Raw genomic sequence first — 239 nt, 5'->3', positions numbered from 1 at the left:
CCTTAAAGGTAATGACATCAATCACGCCATCAGAAGCTTTTACTGCTGATAAATCTATGCTTAAAAGGCGTGCATGCGCATGACTGCTCTTACCAACGGCTAAATGCAACGTACCCTGCGGCTTCAAAATGTCATCCACATATGTTGCCGTGCCCATCACGTGGCTACTGGCGCTGTCATGCTTGGCTGAAGTACCAATCTTACTTTTGGGTGGACGCACGCGGCGGATACTGTAACTA

The 239-nt window shown here is 48.1% G+C and carries 1 protein-coding gene; it reads right to left on the bottom strand.

All coding sequences use genetic code 11. The features are described 5' to 3' along the window. The coding region (locus AAEY79_RS16285; protein WP_407074218.1) for a hypothetical protein at positions 1-239 on the bottom strand (239 nt) is incomplete at both ends.

Source organism: Psychrobacter sp. GW64-MNA-CIBAN-0177, from assembly GCF_040309585.1.
GTDB classification, from domain to species: Bacteria; Pseudomonadota; Gammaproteobacteria; order Pseudomonadales; family Moraxellaceae; genus Psychrobacter; species Psychrobacter okhotskensis.
Note: the sequence above shows the minus strand (reverse complement) of the source record. Positions and strands in the feature narration are given on the sequence as shown.